The following is a 14,731-nucleotide window of genomic DNA, read 5'->3' on the forward strand; positions in this document are numbered from 1 at the left end:
AAGCGCGTCCTGGTACGTCTATACAGACCTATCAGGACGCGCTTGGCGAGAGGTGTATTTTACAAATTGAAATGCTTTAGCGGGCGGATCATCTGGCTGCCCCCTGCTTTACGCTGAATCGAGGAACCTAGTGCTTTAAGTGAGTTCTGGGTAGCGCCCACCCGACTGCTAGCAACTGTGCCCGTAATCTGACCAATGGCTGTGCCCAGCAGCGCATCGCGGGTGTCACCGAGCGGATACAGCGTGATCGGTTCTTCGACTTCGACCGACGGTTTAAAGCCCGTTGCGTAGTCGGATTGGCCCAGGCTATTGTACGATTTAAACACAATCGGTTGCATACCCCACTTGATCTTGCCCGAATCGTCGGTGATTGTAATGGAGCCAACATTCTTGCCATAGGTCGTCGTACCAATCGTTGTAACGGTCATATAAGGACGAAGGCCGTTGATGATCAGTTCGCTGGCCGAAGCGGTGTGGTCGGTGGTCAGCACAAATACGCGTGAAAGGTTACCTCCGATATTTTGCGCTTTTGTGCTGAATTTTTGCAGGAAGAAATCGCTGCCGTACTCTTTCTGCAAATAAGGCGTAAGCGTTGCATTCCACTCTTGCCGGAAATAAAGCTTGCTGGCATCGACACCTTTTCCGATGAGGCTGGCCAGGTTAGCTGACGACGACGTATAACCGCCGGGATTGTAGCGGAGATCAAGCACCAACTCGTTCACACCCTTCGATTTGAACTTGCTAAAAATGGCATCTACTTGGTTGTCATATTCCGTTCCCTGACTGCCGTTCGGAGCAGGAACAAACTGATTGTAAACCAGATAGCCAATGGTTTTGCTGCCGATGGTGTAGACCGAGTCCAGAAATACCGGATTCTCCTGGTACACCGCCGTATTGACCGTTTTTGTTACATCGGTATCGACCAGCGACTGGTTGTTAAGCTGCGCCAAGCCATACGTATACGTCGATGCATCACTGAATAGTAACGACTCGTAGTTGGTCGTTGTAATCGATTGCCCGTTCACTTTGCTGATAATGTCACCGCGTTTCAAACCCGCCTGGGCCGCCGGCGAGTTAGGCAGCACGTAGAGCACCTGGGCAATGACATCCGTAGAGCCGGAAGAACGTAGGTAAAGCGTAAACTCCATACCGGTGGTTTTGGTCTGGCCGCTTAAGGAAGCTGTCAGGTCATCGGCACTTTCCTGAATCCAGGAAAACCGGTCACCATCGGGCCGCAGCGTCTCGTCAAACTTGTAAAGAATCGAATCAAAAAAGTCGGAGGGAGCCAGCGTTGTATCTGGGTTTGCGGGAATTTTATCGTTCCAGTAATACACATCGCGCATGTTTTCCAGAATCCAGTTGTCTACAGTTCCGTTCTGGTTTGAGGTGGCTGCCGTTTTTGGGCTGACATCGTCTGCTTCTTTGTGACACGACGACAAGGTTAAGAGGAAACCGGCCAGTAGCCACAAACCGGATTTCTGCCAAACAGGCTGATTATTAAATACGTTGATCATAACAAAAGTTATCGACTAAGTCTGTATGATAAGATGACTAGTAGCATTCTTCTGTATTCAAGTACGTTGGTACCCGCCGGTTTGTTGCAGGCTGGTGTTAAGTGTCGGCATAAAGCGAATTGTGCCGACGAAACCCATCACAGTGTCAACGAGTTAATAAATTAGTATAATGACTTTTTAATTTCGCTGGATGTCTCTATATAATGGATTTACGTCGTCAGATGACCTGACCGTAACTCGGCTTGCTGGTGAAGTTGTGTATTTTGCTGCCGTATGAAATTCATCGAGCGTTATCAGGTTTGGTTGCACATAATCGGCTGGGCAGTTTTTATCGGACTTCCTTTCCTGACGTTACCCGATTTTGTCTGGAATAGACAGGACCTGATCAGCATTGGCATGGCTCAGCTTTTGACCAGTGCCTTCATTATCACGTTCTTTTACATCAATCTGCGTACGCTAACGCCAAGGTTGCTTCGGGATCAGGATACCAAACCGTTTCTGGTTGTGCTGATGGGTATGCTATTGACCGTCGTTCTGGTAAAACTGGCCTGTTATTATCTGTTCCCACCCTCTTTTGTGACAAAAGATCCGAACGCCGAAGTGCGCGCGCACGGGCCTAAGACGCCCTGGCCTTTTATGCTTAGTACAAGCATTTCGTTTAGTTTCGCTATCTTGGTTAGCTCATTGATGGCGGTTTTTCGCTATCATGCCAAAGCCCGTGAAGAACAGCAGCAGACGGTGCTCGAAAAGGTTTCGGCTGAACTGGCGATGCTTAAATTACAGGTTAGCCCGCACTTTCTGTTCAATACGCTGAACAACATCCGGTGGCTGGCGCGGCAGAAATCGGATCAGACTGAAGTGGCCGTAGTCGCTTTGGCGCAGCTTCTGCGCTACATGATTTACCAGGCCCGGCAGGACAGGGTGCCGTTACGTCAGGAGGTACAGCATCTTCAGCACTACATTGATCTGCAAAAGATGCGTTTGACGGACAATCACTCGGTTACGTTTAATTGTGAGGGGAATGTTGATGCGTACTCAATTGAGCCGTTGCTGTTCATCCCGTTCGTCGAAAATGCTTTCAAGCACGGTTTTCATGGTCAGAAAGCGGGTTACATTCAGATTGACTTACGGGTGACGGGCAACAAACTGATATTCTGCACCGAAAACCCGGCGGACGCTTCAACCGCGGCCGTTGAACCACTGACACAACCGGGCGAGGATTCAGGAATCGGTATTGTCAATATAAAACAACGCTTAGCATTGCATTATCCCGGACACCATACGCTACAACTGACCCATGAACAGAACGTGTTTCGGGTTGTTTTGACCTTAGATCTTCACCATGAGAAAGTTGCGTTGCATCGCTATTGACGATGAGCCGTTTGCGCTGGAAATTCTGGCCGATGACATCCGAAAAGTACCTTTTCTTGACCTGGTGGGGCAGTTCGCCAGTCCGCTCGACGCTTGGGCGGTGTTGCAGGCCGAATCGAATCAGTCCAAAGAGTCGAATCCGTCTGATGCTGGCTCCGTCGATCTGCTGTTTTTAGACATTCAGATGCCGACACTGACGGGTATCCAGTTTCTGCGCACACTCCCGCGCCCGCCAATGGTGATCTTAACAACGGCCTATGAGCAATATGCCCTGGAAGGGTACGAGTTGTCGGTTGTCGATTATTTACTCAAACCAATTCCGTTCGAGCGGTTTCTGAAAGCGGTTAATAAAGCGTATGAACTTTTTAAACTGCGCCAGCCCGACTCGCCGGTACTGATGCCTATACCAGCAGCTAGTCCGGTGAGTGTCTCGCCCGAGCGGACGCACTTTTTTATTTTTTCCGAATACCGGGAGATCAAAATAGTCTACGATGACGTACTTTACATCGAGGGGCTAGGGGATTACGTGAAAATCTACGTCACTTCGCAGCCCAAGCCTTACCTGAGTCGATTGACGCTTAAGGCAATCGAAGCTAAACTTCCCGTCGAGGACTTTTGTCGGGTACATAAATCATTCATCGTGCCCCTGGCAAAGATCAGTTCATTCCAGCGGACCAAGCTATTCATCGATAAGCAGGAAATTCCCGTTGGCAGCAGTTACGTCGATGAGTTCGAACGGAAATACCGGGCGGACTAAATGCATTGGTTCGTTGGCAACCAACTGGCCGGTAGCCCATTGATTGCCGTGACCGTAGTTTTACAAACTGTTCGCCAACTTACTCAATACATAATAGTTTGCGTCAGGGGTCAATGTTGTTGCGCCTTTAGCGGGTAGGGTTTTCCACTGCGCAGTTGGCGTCAGCTGCTTGTATGGTCCTGCTTCGTCCAGACACACACGCACAGGCATGGCAAAACCCGCCACGCAATTGGTCCAGCGATACTGAAGTCCACCAGCTACCGGACGATATTCAAGCACGGGAATCCGGGTATCGCGCAGGTATTGATCGAACACCGGCTTGAGGTTGATACCCGTCTGCTGACTCATGAAATCCTCGATCTGCTTGGTCGTAACAGTCTGATGATAAAACGTTTTGTTCATGCCTCGCAGGAGTTGCCGCCATTTGTCATCGTCATTAACGAGCTGCCGAATGGTATGCAGCATGTTGCCACCTTTGTAATACATATCGCCCGACCCGCTGTGGTTGACGTTGTACGTGCCGATGATAGGCCGGTCGTTGCGAATATTGTCGCGGCAGCCGATTACGTACTGAGCGCCCGCATCTTTGCCGTAATAGTATTCGGTAAACAGATTCTCGGAATAGTTCGTAAAACTCTCGTGAATCCACATGTCGGCTACGTCCTTGTAGGTAATGTTATTGGCGAACCATTCGTGACCTGATTCGTGGACGATGATAAAATCCCAGAGAAGGCCCCAGCCCGTTTTAGACAGATCGCGGCCCAGGTAACCATTGCGGAATTTATTACCGTACGTCACCGAACTTTGGTGCTCCATACCCAGATAAGGTGTCTGTACCAGTTTATAGCCATCCTCGTAGAACGGGTATGGTCCGAACCAGTATTCAAACGCTTTCATCATCTTCTCGACCTGTTTGAACTGCCTGCGGGCTGAATCCACATCGTCGCGCAGGGCGTAGAAATCAATCGAAAGCGGACCTTTTTCGCCCGCGTACTGCTCGCCCCAGTGTTCGTATTTGCCGATGTTCAGATTGACGCCGTAGTTGTTGATTGGGTTAGTCACGTACCAGTCAAACGTCTGGGTGTGATCTGTGTTCGTGGTTACTTTCCGCAGCCGTCCGTTCGAAACGTCAGTTAAGCCTTCGGGAACTGTCACGCTGATAGCCATCGAATCGGGTTCGTCGTACATATGATCTTTGCAAGGCCACCAGGCGCTGGCTCCCAATCCCTGACAAGCTGTTGCAATAAACCAGTTGCCTGATTTGTCCCGCGACCACACCATGCCACCATCCCAGGGTGGGCGCTTGGCTACGCGTGGTTTTCCGGCGTAATAAACCGTTACCGATTCGGTCTGACCGGGTTGCTGTAGCTTGGTCAAGCTAACGAAATACGCATTGCCATCCTGCCGAAATTTAAGCGACTCGCCGTCCTGTTCCACTTTAACGACCCGTAGAGGCCGTTGCAAATCAACCTGCATAGATTGGCCCGCTTTCAGAACGCGGTAGCGAATGGTTGTCGAACCGCTGAGCGTGCTATCGGTTGGCTGGACGCGTACCTTGAGGTGGTAAAAAGTCAGATCCCACCAGGCCCGTTCAGGCGTGATTGAGCCGCGCAACGTGTCGTCGTGCGTGAATTCGTACGTTTGCGCCGATGCGAGAAGCGGTAGCGCGATAAACAGCAAAATTAGTTTTAACCGGCTCATAGATAAGCACTCATCGAGGGCCCGGAGGGCAGTGTTGCAATAGGTAATTGGTGTACAGCGTGCGCAGATGCTGCGAGGTGCCCGGTCCTTCCGAAATACTGTGTGTTCGGTTTGGATAAGGCATCACCTGAAACTGCTTGTTGTGTTTAACCAGTTCGTTGATCAGTACTTCCGCATTGGAGTAGTGTACGTTATCGTCACCGGTGCCGTGAATATACAGTAGGTTGCCCTTCAGGTTCTTAGCGTAGGTGATGGGCGAACCCGCCACGAAATCCTCGCGATTTTCCTGCGGCAAACCCATGTAGCGTTCCTGGTAAATATTGTCGTAAAACAGCTGGTTGCCAACGGCGGCAATGGAAATGCCGGTTTTATAAATGTCGGGATATTGGAACAATAAGTGCAATGTCGTAGAACCACCACCGCTCCAGCCCCAAACCGCCACGCGGCTTGTATCGAGATACGCGTGTTGAGAGAATAGCTTTTTAGCGCCCATCGCCTGATCGCGGACGTTGATGCGACCGATCTGCCGGTAAATGGCTTTCCGCCAGGCAGCCCCTTTCAGGTTCGGGGTTCCTCGGTTGTCGAGCGCTACGTACACATAACCCGCTTTGGCCATATCGCCCGCAAACAGATTATTCATGCCAACCGAAAAAACATCGTTGACCGTGCTGCTGGCCGGTTCGCCGTACACGTGAAAAACAACCGGGTATTTTTTGGTGCTGTCAAAATCGGTAGGTTTTGCCATCCAGCCGTCCAGCGTGATACCGTCGTCGGTCGTTACTTTAAAAAAGCTGACGTTCGGTTTGGCAACGGGTTTGCTGCGAGCGGCAATGCTTTCGGCTTCGTTTACGGGTTTATGGTCGGGCAGGCTAATCCATTCGCGGGCCGGTAGCGTCTGATAGTTCGTGAACGTGTGCATGGCCAGTCGGCCATTGGGCGAAATCGTGTAACCGTGGGTGCCTGCCAGTCCCGCCGGGGTAACGCGCTCGGCTTTACCTTTACCATCGAGCCGGGTGCGGTACAGGTACCGCTGGTTCGTATTTTGGGGCGAGGCAATAAAGTAAATCTGGTTTGTTGCTTCGTCGATGTGGTTGATGGACGCGATGTCGTACGAACCGGGCGTGAGCAGTACTTCCTGCTTGCCGTCGGCGCTGACGCGGTAGATATGCCGCCAGCCATCTTTTTCGGATACCCAGACGAACGCCTTTCCACCATTAAGCCATTCCCAGCCCGCTGGTCCGCTCGGACTCCATCGGTCTTTCCCGTCGATCCAGGCTTTGTCGGTTTCGGTCACAATAAGGTTCGCGGAGCCGTTGCTTGGATTGCAGATAAACAACTTGCTTTCGTTCTGCTTCCGGTTCAACTGCTGTACAATCACTGCGTCGGTTGTTGGAAACCACTCCATCCGGACGAGGTAATGCTGCTGTGGATCTCCCGGAATGGTAAGCCAATTCGTGGCTCCACCCGTCGCGGCCACGATACCGATGCGGGCAGGGGAGGGGCTCTCGCCAACTTTTGGGTATTCAACCGGAATCACGTACGAATAAATTGAATCCGTCGTGTTGAGCATGAGGTAATCCCGGATTTTGGTCGCATCGACCTGCCAGTAGGCAATGCGTTTGCTGTCGGGACTCCACCGGAATCCGTCGCGGCAATCAAATTCTTCTTCGTAGGCCCAGTCAAATGTACCGTTGATGCGTTTGCGAGTGCCGTCGGTCGTGAGTTGGGTGCGTTGCCCGGTCGCTACATCCTCTGCGTACAGATTATGCTCACTGACGTAAGCTACTTTCTTACCGTCGGGGGAGAATTTTGCGTACATCAGCGACTGCGCCGGTAAAGCCGAAGCCCCGGAACCAGCTCCCAACTGTCGTTGCTGACCGGTTTTTCGGTCAATAAGGTAGTAATCACCCCGCGTGTTGTAACGCCAGACACGGGCTGTATTGGTGAAAATCAGTAGCTGGCTGCTGTCGGGTGTGAACGCAAAATCGACAACGTCGAGCTGCCGATTAGAGACGGGTACTTGAAATTTGTCTTTGGTAAGTAGCGTCGTCTTTCGACCCGTACGAATATCCGTTGCCACTAAGTTTCCCTGATCCAGAGAAGCGTAGGCATTGCCATCTGCCGACCAGTGCGTTTGGCGCCCGGGAACCTGAGCAAGCGTAAGCGTGAGCGAAAAACCAAGCCACGCGGTCAACAAAGCATGGCGGACTGACAAGGGTGATGAAGTCACAAAAATGTAGCTAGTTTCGGTTAGTTAGTAAAGTTACATTAAATTTAGTCGACTAACAGCAGCCGGGCTTTATTCAACGACAACCGCTGTCCCGTTGGCACTGACCATGAGCATAGCGCCGTTAGAGCCGATGGTTTGATAATCGAGGTCAACGCCGATGATGGCATTAGCTCCGAGTCGGGTAGCCTGATCGATCAATTCTTTCAGGGCAATGCTTTTGGCTTCGCGCAATGCCTGCACATAAGCCCCGGAATGCCCGCCAACGACATCCTTAATGGTGGTGAAAAAATCTTTGACGAGGTTAGCGCCGATGATGGCTTCCCCGTTGACCAGACCGACGTATTTTACAATGCGTTTGCCTTCGATATTCGATGTAGTGGTTATGAGCATGGAAAGGAGCTGGAGAGATTAATAGAGCGTAAAGGTATGCACTTGTCTGCTTTATGGAAGTATTCGTTGATACCGATTGTGGTGTCGGTTTTGAGAAACCGACACCACAATCGGTATCAACGACAATTTTTTACTCATTCGCAACGGTATCATTACCGACTAATTTCCAGGTGTTGTCGAAGAAACCGGCCAGTTTGACGCCTTTGCTACCTTCACGGAGCATGTCCAGGCTGAAAATCATGAAATCGGGGAAGCCGCTGGCACCCGCAAAGTACTGGTTGGCGGAAGCTGCTTTCATGCCTTTGAGACCCGTACCACCAATGACGGCTACCGAGGCTACCGGCGACCCTTTAATTGGCCACACGAAATAACCCGCCAGATCGTCGCCTTTCCAATTCTGGCTACCTGCCCGAATTGCATTGCGCTCGACCTGAACCGGGCAGTCGCTAAGCAGCACTTTCCAAGCGGCATTCGTAGTGGCATTACCAAACAAAACAACACCCCGGTCCGCGTATTTTTGCAGCGAAAATTCTTTGTCCGCAATGACGTCTACGGCTCCGTTACCCCGATAATACCAGGTTTCGGCATCGTAGCGGGCTTTTTGCAAGCTCCACTCGTTTTCTTCTTTGGTGCCAATTGTGCTGTAGACAAATACCATCCGGTTTCTGAATGCATCTTTGAACGTCCCGTACCGATGTGGCCCTTTTTGTGTTTTATCGGGTTCGGTGGCTACGATCCATTTGTCATTTTCCCGGCGCAGGAACAGGCTATCGCTTGTGCCTTTTGTTGTGTAAGCTACAGGAGACTGTCCATCCAGCGTGATCGCTACGTTGGTGTTCGCGTTGAAATCCGTGAGCTTGAGTTTTAGCAGTTGAACGTTTTCAGTCGTTCCTGTAATCGCCTGCTTTGCCCGGTTCAGCTTAATCCGGCTGTACTGCAACGGCTGGATCTGCTGCTCGATAGAAGCCCAGTAATACGAAGACGAGATGCCGGGGTTCGACGTCATGAAATCAATCGCGTTGACCGTTGAATCGGCTGGCCGCTGGTGCCACTTGAAAAAGTCGAACAGGGGTTTCCAGTCTACGCTTTGATCGCCAAACCAGTGTTCTCCGTTCGGGTATTCGTAATAGCTCAAATCCGAATGAAACGTACCCAGCAGTTTACGCATCTGTCGGGCGTAGGTTACAGGAACTGTCCGGTCGGCATCGCCATGCAGTACATAAACGCCCAGCGGTTTGTAGTTGCTTACCAGTTTCAGGACATCGCTCTGATTGCCAGATCGTAGCAAGACGCGCTCCATCGGGTTGTTGCTGCTATCGGGAATAACCCCGTCGGCGGAACCGTATTCTTTCAGGGTCGGGTAGCCTGCGCAGGGCGCAATAGCCGCCCACTTGTCGGGATAGGTCACACCCAGGAACCACGTACCATGACCACCCATTGAGTGACCCGTCAGGTAAACATGCTGCGGATCGGGTTTAAAGCGATTTTTACCGATGTTCAGGACTTCCAGCGCATCGAGACGGCCCCAATCTTCCCAGTTGAAACCGCGAGGTCGGCGGTTGGTAGCGGCTACCAGCGTGCCCCAATCTTTTGGTTTGTAGGCTTTTGCCTGGCCGATGGCTTCAACGCCCGCACCGTGTACAGACAGAAATAAAGCGGAATTAGCTGTGTTCGTCGCAGACTGTGGCGTCACGGCGTAGTATTGCAGGCTGCCGTCGATGTTGCTGATAAACGTGCTGCTGTACGATTCACCCGGCGCAACCGCATCCAGCGTAACCTTCGATTCATCAATCGCTTTACCTTTGTTGACCAGCGTGAGCGTACAATCGTGCTTACCTTTCTTGCTCACGGCGCTTCCGTCAAATGTGAACGGCACTTTGCGCGTAGATAGGGCGGGTATGGTTGGTAAGGTGGTCAGTACTTCTTTGCCGGCCAGTTTACTGCGTAGCTGCAAACCAGTTAGTGCCTGATTGGACGTGTTGACGACGACAACGGCACCCTGCAAGCCCGCATTCTGACCGCTGACGACAAGGCTCGGCAGGGTTGGATCGTCCGTGAGAAGCGAAACGGGTTTTTCGGGAAACGTCAGATTCGCGATGATCATCATACCGCGAACGTAAAATTCGTTCAGCCCTTTTTTGAGTTTAACAGGCAACGACAGATAGCCCATGCTGTACGCGTCGCCCATGTGTAGTTCGCCATTGACGTACACGTTGCTGTTGCCTTTGATATTCAGCAAAGCCGTTTGTTCGTTGGGCGACGAGTAAGTCAGATAGATATACCCACCGCCCGTGCCGATGCCACCGCGCATACTACCGGGGGTAATGCCTGGTCCGGCTGGTCCGCCGGAGCCGAACCGGAACCCGTTACGACTTCTGAGCCGGTTCAGGCTATCAGCCGCGATGGATTGCCACTTGATTTCCTGTCCCTGCTCGGTTTTGCTGAATACCGATCCCTCGGTTGGTTGCTTGATGGTGTTGGTATACAACTGATACGCCAGCGGGTCCATGTAAATTGCTTCTCGCCCGTAGCGGCTACCCGTAACGGCCATGAGTCCTTTGGTGAACTGGTAAACGTTCTGCCCGGCTGGGGGAGTGGGCTTGACCTGAGCTTGCGCGGAAAAAAAAGTACTGATTACTAAACTGAGGAGACTAAGTGTCCTGTGCATGTTGAAGGAGTAGTTAATTACTAGCAGGAAGGTTAATCATGAAAGATTTTGCTTTCTTGGTTAAAACAGAGGAAAAGTTTTGCGATATGCTTCCTAAATAGCTTTTGGGCAACAATACTACCATAGCCAGCCTTATTTTACAAGACAAAGTCGTCTTTACTGGCTGCGTAGAGGAAACGCATGGGAAATTTGCTATTTAATGATTGTAAAATAAACGAAAGCGCCGGACTGACAATCCGGCGCTTTCTGGGTACTAGAGCTACATTGGTTAAGAAAACGTGTTTATTTTTTCGCCACTTCCGGGGCCATCTCCAGTTCGACGATGGTGTCGATGGCATCGGCGCTGGGCGCTGCGTTAAGTGTCAATACTACACCGTCGGGTGATTGCGTAAATTTGACGGGGCTCTTATCCGCAAACAGTTTCGCCGAACGAATCTTTGCAGAAACAGAAGGTAACGTCAACTGCCGGTCCTGCCAGTTGAGAATGTGCACAAAAACGCGGTTACCTGCTGCCGTCGTAACACCCCAGTCGCGGGCGGGTACAGGACCGCTTCGGGTTCCGTAGATCGTTTCGCCGTTTTTCTGCGTCCACTGGCCCATTTCGGCGAGCGTCTTGACAAATTCGGGCTGAATCTTACCGTTGGGCATTGGACCGACATTCAGCAAAAAATTGGCGTTGTGCCCAGCTGCTTTTACCAAGTACTGCACCAACTCTTTCGTGCTTTTGTAGCGGTTGTCCTTAATGTTGAAGCCCCAGGCTCCGTTCATGGTTTCGCAGGTTTCGAGCGGCAACTGTCCAATGATCGACTCCCCGCTGAATCCGGTTTTGTTCTGGCCCGGCAGGTCTTTTTCAAACATCTGAAAATCTTCACCAGGGAAAGGTGCAACGTGGTGGTTGTTGCCGATAAGCGTAGCGGGCTGAAGCTTATGAATCAGCGAATACGTCCGGTCGAGCTTCCAGTCGACAAGTGTTTTATGTGGATCTTTTTTGTCATGGGCCGACTGATCCCACCAGCCATCGAACCAGATTCCGCCAATCGGGCCATAGTTGGTCAACAACTCGGTTAGTTGCGTATCCATGTACGTTAGGTACTTATCGAAGTCACCGCTTTGGGGGCGGCCCGCCGTTGTACCCGTCTGACCGCGTGGAAAGTAATCGGGATGATGCCAGTCGAGGTGTGAATGGTAGAAAAACAGTTTGATGCCCTGCGCGTGGCATTCGTCGGCGAGCGCTTTGATAACGTCTTTCTTGTAAGGCGTCCGGTCAACGATGTCATAGTCCGATACCTTTGAATCGTACATCGCAAAGCCATCGTGGTGCTTGCTCGTAATCGTAATGTACTTCATGCCCGCGTTTTTGGCCATCGCAACCCATTCTTTCGCGTCGAAAGCGGTCGGATTGAAAAAGGCCGGTAGTTTTTCGTAATCCTTGATCGGGATTTGGCGCTGGTTCATAATCCATTCGCCGTCGCCCAGGATACTATAAACACCCCAGTGAATAAACATGCCGAACTTATCGTCCTGAAACGCTTTCCGGGCGGCCAGATTATCGGCTGTCGGCTGGTAACTGTTTTGAGCGTGTGAACGGAACAGGATACCGAAACACAGTGCAATGAGAAGTAAACGCATGAGCTAGGCTATTTCGTTGGTGGTACGTCTGCTTTAAAAGAAACGGATTAATTCATTTTACTGTAAAGCGGGTTTTGCAGTTCATCCGGCACTTATGACGCTTCGTTAATTGGATTATACGGTTCAATCTGGTTGTCCCTGTGGCCTCGCGTTCGCTCCTATATTTTTGTAGCGAACCAGAAAAAAATGAATCAAACAAATACACAGATGGACATGATGAAGTTAGGTCGTTTACTTACTTGGGCGTTGGTCGTAGCGATGCCGTTATGGTTTGGAAGTTGTAAGAAAGAAGGGGGCGGTGGTGATCTTGTAACGCCAAATTCCGTTGAAGGAAGCTGGAAAATTTCGGGTATCAAACTGAAACAGGGTACCCAGACCCAGGACTACCTAGAAGTAATGAAACAATACGTTGGTGAGGGAGTAATCGATTGTCTAACCGATACGAAGATTACCTTCAATAGTAACAGCAAAATCACGGGTGTCGCATCGCCCAAATGCCAGACGGATAATGCGGACGATATAAGTCCGGTAAGTGATACCTCGACCTGGAAAGTAACGGGCAATAAGCTGACGATCACGGATGGCGACGGATCAACATCTACCTACGATCTAACCCTCAACGGCGGTACCATGACCTGGGGCATTGATGCGCAGGAGGATCTGGATGGAGATGGTAAAGATGATAACTACACCACAATTATTGAATTCAAACGCGCGTAGGTTACTATTCTCTCTTTGCTAAAAAAACAGCCCGTCGCACGACGGGCTGTTTTGGTATAAGTCAGTTGGTGGGCAGGCAATCGGCCAGAACGCGGATGTATTGATCCAAATAAAGAGCCATATCCCGGCTCTTGTACTGCAAAACATAGCGGGGATGATCAAGCGTGACGATGCGGTCGAATAAGCTCTGCTGGTCGTTGAGCCGACGTAGGTACGTTTCATTTTTGCGACCCAGGCATACGGCTGCCCGTCTGTCGTAGCCAAAGCCGATCTGGGTCTTTACCGTTTCGGTAATGGCGGGCCAAAGCGCTTCCGTAGTGGCCCGATCATCGTAGAAATTATAATTCTTACCCGCCTTCGTCAAGGCCAGGGGGAACAACGAGGTCAGGAAGAAACGACTATAAAATTCCTTGGCCCCACCGAACGCTTCGATAACTTGGTAAATAAACCGACTCGACAGTTCGGGCGTATCGCGCAGGTCGTTGTCTATACCGCAATACCGGCGAAGGTTTTGGGGGGTGGTAAAAGAAATACCCGTCACGCCCGCCCCAAACCGTCCCGGATTGATGCCCAAAACGAAAATGCGCGGTGTTGTGTCGCTGTAGAATCGGTTATAGAATATACGTATAATTTGCTGAACATCAGTAGACTGGTATGGATTCATGACGCCAATTTCAGGGGGCAGGCTGGTTGGTGCCGTGAGTGAATTATAGTAGGCAATGGCTTTATCAGAAAATGTCATAAGAGTAAGCGTTAGCGGGCTTTGTCGAACCATTGAACCGGTTGATTTATAAACAAGCGGTCGGTGGTGGGGGTTCTTTTTTTAGAGACATGACCGAACACCCCTAATTTCAACAATCAACTATGGCACAATCTGAACAAGAAGTCTTTACCGCTTTCGACGCGACAAATCTTATTGCTCCTGGCGCTACGCTGACCCGCGTATCCAACCAGTTTAGCTTTACCGAAGGCCCCGCCGTTGATGCCGAAGGTAACGTATTCTTTACCGACCAGCCGAACGATAAAATTTGGCGGTATGGTATTGATGGTACGCTGTCGGTATTCATGGAAAAGTCAGGCCGCTCGAACGGGATGTATTTTGATCCTGCCGGTAATCTGGTAACCTGCGCCGACGAGAAAAATGAAATCTGGTCAATCAGTCCGCAAGGTAAAGTAACGGTGCTGATGACGGATCACGAAGGCAGCCGGCTCAATGGTCCCAACGATCTTTGGATTGATCAAAAAGGAAATATTTACTTTACCGATCCGTATTATGAGCGGGACTATTGGGCGCACAATGGGCCGCAGGTAACCGGCGAATACCTGTATTTTTTGCCTCATGGTAAACCCCATCCTGAGAAAGTCGATACAGACTATGTAAAACCAAACGGTATCATCGGCACCGCTGACGGCAAGCAGCTCTACGTCGCCGACATTGACGACGACAAAACCTATCGCTATACCATAAATTCCGACGCCAGTCTAAAAGACCGTCAACTTTTCGTGGAACAGGGTTCAGACGGAATGACGCTCGACGAACAGGGTAATCTTTACCTGACGGGGGGCGACGGCGTAACGGTTTACAGCCCTGCCGGCGAAAAAATTGCGCAAATACCAATTGATGAAGACTGGACGGGAAACATCTGTTTTGCCGGTACTGACCGCCAGACGCTGTTTATCACGGCATCCGAGTCAATTTACACCCTGAAAATGCAAGTGGCAGGGCAAAATAAGGCGTAACAATACCATTA

At 50.8% G+C, this 14,731-nt stretch carries 11 protein-coding genes; 4 read left to right on the plus strand and 7 right to left on the minus strand.

The features are described from left to right. Positions 1–59: 59 nt before the first annotated feature. A complete protein-coding gene (locus LQ777_RS07250; RefSeq protein ID WP_232561853.1) occupies positions 60–1,514 on the minus strand; it encodes a S41 family peptidase in 1,455 nt (484 codons plus the stop codon). A gap of 273 nt (positions 1,515–1,787) precedes the next feature. On the opposite strand from LQ777_RS07250, the gene LQ777_RS07255 reads away from it, so the two are divergent. Continuing rightward, positions 1,788–2,885, plus strand: coding sequence for a sensor histidine kinase (locus LQ777_RS07255; RefSeq protein ID WP_232561854.1), 1,098 nt, complete (start codon positions 1,788–1,790; stop codon positions 2,883–2,885). After that, entirely contained in the window at positions 2,857–3,642 is a 786-nt protein-coding gene (locus LQ777_RS07260; protein WP_232561855.1) for a LytR/AlgR family response regulator transcription factor, read from the plus strand. Before LQ777_RS07255 ends, LQ777_RS07260 begins: the two co-directional genes overlap by 29 nt. A 60-nt stretch (positions 3,643–3,702) precedes the next feature. Here LQ777_RS07260 and LQ777_RS07265 read toward each other — a convergent pair whose 3' ends face one another. The 5 genes from LQ777_RS07265 to LQ777_RS07285 all read right to left on the minus strand — a co-directional run bounded on the left by LQ777_RS07265 (position 3,703) and on the right by LQ777_RS07285 (position 12,260). Beyond that, positions 3,703–5,343, minus strand: coding sequence for a M1 family metallopeptidase (locus LQ777_RS07265; RefSeq protein WP_232561856.1), 1,641 nt, complete (start codon positions 5,341–5,343; stop codon positions 3,703–3,705). A gap of 10 nt (positions 5,344–5,353) precedes the next feature. After that, positions 5,354–7,573, minus strand: coding sequence for a S9 family peptidase (locus tag LQ777_RS07270; protein WP_425276927.1), 2,220 nt, complete (start codon positions 7,571–7,573; stop codon positions 5,354–5,356). 69 nt (positions 7,574–7,642) lie between these two features. Then, positions 7,643–7,963, minus strand: coding sequence for a heavy metal-binding domain-containing protein (locus tag LQ777_RS07275; protein ID WP_232561857.1), 321 nt, complete (start codon positions 7,961–7,963; stop codon positions 7,643–7,645). 130 nt (positions 7,964–8,093) lie between these two features. Then, the gene (locus tag LQ777_RS07280) at positions 8,094–10,631 is read right to left on the minus strand and encodes a carboxylesterase family protein (RefSeq protein WP_232561858.1); all 2,538 of its coding nucleotides are present in this window, start codon (positions 10,629–10,631) and stop codon (positions 8,094–8,096) included. Positions 10,632–10,913: 282 nt separating this feature from the next. Continuing rightward, a complete protein-coding gene (locus LQ777_RS07285; protein WP_232561859.1) occupies positions 10,914–12,260 on the minus strand; it encodes an alpha-L-fucosidase in 1,347 nt (448 codons plus the stop codon). Between the two features lie 186 nt (positions 12,261–12,446). Here LQ777_RS07285 and LQ777_RS07290 point away from each other — a divergent pair, with 186 nt between their 5' ends. Further along, positions 12,447–12,980, plus strand: a complete 534-nt coding sequence (locus LQ777_RS07290) for a lipocalin-like domain-containing protein (RefSeq protein WP_232561860.1) — start codon at positions 12,447–12,449, stop codon at positions 12,978–12,980. 61 nt (positions 12,981–13,041) lie between these two features. On the opposite strand, the gene LQ777_RS07295 is transcribed toward LQ777_RS07290, so the two are convergent. After that, the gene (locus LQ777_RS07295; protein ID WP_232561861.1) at positions 13,042–13,722 is read right to left on the minus strand and encodes a uracil-DNA glycosylase family protein; all 681 of its coding nucleotides are present in this window, start codon (positions 13,720–13,722) and stop codon (positions 13,042–13,044) included. Between the two features lie 122 nt (positions 13,723–13,844). Between LQ777_RS07295 and LQ777_RS07300 the strand changes: the two genes are divergently transcribed. Continuing rightward, positions 13,845–14,720 (plus strand): SMP-30/gluconolactonase/LRE family protein, encoded by an 876-nt coding sequence (locus LQ777_RS07300; RefSeq protein ID WP_232561862.1) that lies wholly within the window; start codon positions 13,845–13,847, stop codon positions 14,718–14,720. The last annotated feature ends 11 nt before the right edge of the window (positions 14,721–14,731 follow it).

This window comes from Spirosoma oryzicola (assembly GCF_021233055.1).
GTDB lineage: Bacteria > Bacteroidota > Bacteroidia > Cytophagales > Spirosomataceae > Spirosoma > Spirosoma oryzicola.

Bases quoted from the DNA above. Each gene is read 5' to 3' on its own strand.
- LQ777_RS07250 (WP_232561853.1), bottom strand. From the start codon at position 1,514: ATGATCAACGTATTTAATAATCAGCCTGTTTGGCAGAAATCCGGTTTG.
- LQ777_RS07255 (WP_232561854.1), top strand. From the start codon at position 1,788: ATGAAATTCATCGAGCGTTATCAGGTTTGGTTGCACATAATCGGCTGG.
- LQ777_RS07260 (WP_232561855.1), top strand. From the start codon at position 2,857: ATGAGAAAGTTGCGTTGCATCGCTATTGACGATGAGCCGTTTGCGCTG.
- LQ777_RS07265 (WP_232561856.1), bottom strand. From the start codon at position 5,343: ATGAGCCGGTTAAAACTAATTTTGCTGTTTATCGCGCTACCGCTTCTC.
- LQ777_RS07275 (WP_232561857.1), bottom strand. From the start codon at position 7,963: ATGCTCATAACCACTACATCGAATATCGAAGGCAAACGCATTGTAAAA.
- LQ777_RS07280 (WP_232561858.1), bottom strand. From the start codon at position 10,631: ATGCACAGGACACTTAGTCTCCTCAGTTTAGTAATCAGTACTTTTTTT.
- LQ777_RS07285 (WP_232561859.1), bottom strand. From the start codon at position 12,260: ATGCGTTTACTTCTCATTGCACTGTGTTTCGGTATCCTGTTCCGTTCA.
- LQ777_RS07290 (WP_232561860.1), top strand. From the start codon at position 12,447: ATGAATCAAACAAATACACAGATGGACATGATGAAGTTAGGTCGTTTA.
- LQ777_RS07295 (WP_232561861.1), bottom strand. From the start codon at position 13,722: ATGACATTTTCTGATAAAGCCATTGCCTACTATAATTCACTCACGGCA.
- LQ777_RS07300 (WP_232561862.1), top strand. From the start codon at position 13,845: ATGGCACAATCTGAACAAGAAGTCTTTACCGCTTTCGACGCGACAAAT.